This window comes from Microcystis sp. M53598_WE2 (assembly GCF_030067735.1).
GTDB classification, from domain to species: Bacteria; Cyanobacteriota; Cyanobacteriia; order Cyanobacteriales; family Microcystaceae; genus Microcystis; species Microcystis aeruginosa.
Window position 1 is genome coordinate 1 of sequence record NZ_JASJFE010000997.1, and the last position, 2,994, is coordinate 2,994.

At 43.8% G+C, this 2,994-nt stretch carries 2 protein-coding genes; both read left to right on the plus strand.

The features are described from left to right. The first annotated feature begins 263 nt into the window (after positions 1–263). Positions 264–1,583 carry a preprotein translocase subunit SecY gene (secY, locus tag PX636_RS20390; protein WP_002796420.1) on the plus strand — a complete coding sequence of 440 codons (1,320 nt, stop codon included), beginning with the start codon at positions 264–266 and terminating at the stop codon, positions 1,581–1,583. Positions 1,584–1,653: 70 nt separating this feature from the next. Beyond that, positions 1,654–2,220: an adenylate kinase gene (locus PX636_RS20395; protein WP_012267964.1), complete on the plus strand. Its 567-nt coding sequence runs from the start codon at positions 1,654–1,656 to the stop codon at positions 2,218–2,220. The last annotated feature ends 774 nt before the right edge of the window (positions 2,221–2,994 follow it).

Consider the following 2,994-nt stretch of genomic DNA (forward strand, 5'->3'; position numbering starts at 1 on the left):
AGAAATATAACGGAGACAGGAGACAGGAGATAAAAGGCAAAAGGCAAAAGGCAAAAGGCAAAGGGCAGCTTTGTTCTCCCCACACCCCACACCCTACACCCTACACCTACACCCTACACCCTACACCCCACACCCTAACACCCAATCCCCAAGACCGGATTGCTATATCATAAGAAAGACAGGGGAAATCTTAAAAAAATCGAGAAAGTTTTCCCCCTCGATTACTTTTTCCCATAAAAAAACTGCACTAGAGGTAACTGTTAATGGTCGTCAGTCGTGATAAGGCTCCCACGGCACAGGAAACGTTTATGCAAATGGCACAGGCGGCCGGTTTACGCGGTCGCTTGTTGGTTACATTGGGTTTACTGATTCTGCTCCGTTTTGGGATGTTTGTACCGATACCCGGTTTGGATCGGGCAAGATTAGCAGAAATTATTCAAGGTAACGCCGCTTTGGGAATCCTTGACCTGTTTACCGGGGGAGGATTATCGACTTTGGGGATTTTTGCCCTCGGCATTCTTCCCTATATCAACGCCTCAATTATCGTGCAACTGCTCACCGCTGCCCTTCCTTCTTTGGAAGATTTACAGAAAAATGAAGGAGAAGCAGGACGGCGAAAAATTGCCCAAATTACCCGTTATATTGCCTTTGGTTGGGCAATTATTCAAAGTATCGGCATTACTCTCGGTTTATTGGTGGCTAACGGCGTTGTGGCTGGAACTTTACCCTCGATCGCCGCTACGGTTCTCGCTTTAGTGGCGGGTTCTATGTTCGTGATGTGGATTTCGGAACTGATCACAGAACGCGGTCTGGGAAATGGAGCATCTTTGTTGATTTTTGTCAACATTGTCGCTGTTTTACCGAAAACCCTCGGTGATACGATTACTTTTGCCCAACAGGGTGGCCGACAAGCGATCGCTCAAGTGGTGATTCTCTTGCTGGTTTTCTTGGTGATGATTATCGGCATTGTTTTTGTTCAGGAGGGAACCCGTCGGATTCCGATTGTTTCTGCCCGTCGTCAGGTGGGTCGTCGTCTCTATCGGGAAAGAACCAGTTATCTACCCCTACGACTCAATCAAGGGGGCGTTATGCCGATTATTTTCGCCTCGGCAGTGTTGGTGTTACCTTTCCAATTGGTGCAAGCTTTACCCACGGATAACCCGGTCGGTCAGGTTTTAGTTCAGTTGGTTAATGCTCTGCGTCCCGATAGTTGGGGTTATGTGGCTTTTTATAGCTTACTAATTCTCGGTTTTAGTTTCTTCTACGCTTCCCTGATCGTTAACCCCAAGGATATGTCCCAAAACCTGAAAAAAATGGGGGCCAGTATTCCGGGGATTCGACCAGGAACCGCTACTACTAATTATCTGGAAGGGGTGCTGAATCGTCTCACCCTTTTGGGCGCTCTCTTTTTAAGTTTGGTGGCTACTGTGCCGACTGTAGTAGAAAGCGCCACCGGTGTCACCACTTTTCGCGGTTTGGGGGCAACTTCCCTGTTAATTCTGGTGGGGGTGGCGATCGATACCGCCAAACAAATTCAAACCTATGTCATGTCTCAACGCTATGAGGACATGATTAAAAAGTAGTTAGATAGTTAACCAGTGACCTTTTACCGGTTACTGGTTGTTTTTTCCCTTAAAACCCTATATTTAATCCATGAGCAAACGGATCGGTGTGATATTTTTGGGACCGCCCGGATCGGGAAAAGGTACTCAAGCGGCAAAATTAGCGGAATCTCTGACGATTCCCCATATTTCTACCGGTGAAATTTTACGTCAAGCAATTACAGAGAAGACAGAACTTGGTCAACAAGCACAAGCTTATGTGGAAAAGGGCGAATTAGTCCCCGATGAGTTGTTATTAGGTTTAATTCAGGAACGTTTAAAACAGCCTGACAGTGCTAAGGGTTGGATTCTTGATGGTTTTCCCCGCACGGTGGCACAGGCGAGCTTTTTAGACGCATTACTGGAAGAATTGGCCGATAGTTACACATTTGTGGTTAATTTGGCTGTACCAGATACGGTCTTAATTGAGCGTCTCATGCAACGGGGTCGTCAAGATGATACTAAAGAAACGATCTCCCGTCGCCTACAGGTTTATATCGACCAAACTGCCCCCGTTTTAGATTATTACGGTCAAAAAGGCACTCTTAACCATATCGACGGTAATCAACCGATGGACGCGGTTACTGCCGCTCTAACAGCAGTTGTGACTCCTGTTTAAAGTTTCTCTCAGATCATCAGTAATCAGTCATCAGTAATCAGTAATCAGTGATCAGTTATCAGTAATCAGTGATCAGTAGGTTGGGTTGAAGCATGAAACCCAACGCCCGCATGGGTTACGCTACCGCTAACCCATCCTACAAATAATTGTGCCTCCCTACTTATACTAAATCCAGTTATTAAAAACTGATTATTTATTCCCTCTTTTGCCTCTTGCATGAGTGCCTGTCCTGATATGTAGCCTATACTCAACGGATTTAGTATTATAAGTTTTTTATATCAAACAAGCTTTAATAGTTGAGCATATTAAAATTTACACTTCGCAATATTTATCTTTTCTTAAGAATTTATTGAAAATAATTCTCATTTGTTTACGAGGTTGCAATACTTCCAGCGATTATGGTATAATTTCGCAGTATGAAATGATGGGACGTTCTGTGCTTTTTTGGTTTTTTAGCTGTCTGGTGAGCATGAAAACCCTTGCTAAATCTACACTAACCTATTCAGCAACAGCAACAACTGGCAGTTAAAGAACCTTTTTTAAGCCAACCCGTTGATCAATTAATTGTGTAGTTTTGTTGCAAAAAGAAAGTTTTTTTGACAAAAAGAACAAAGTGTGCTGCCACTGGATTTAAAATAAACTCAATTGTCCTTCTTGTTTTAAGCGCCAGTTATCATCACCAACTCTCTGGGCAATATCTTCGAGGACGCTTAGAATCGTCTGATTTTCGGGAGTTGTGCCATTTTTTAACAGAGGTAATATATTAAAAACAAT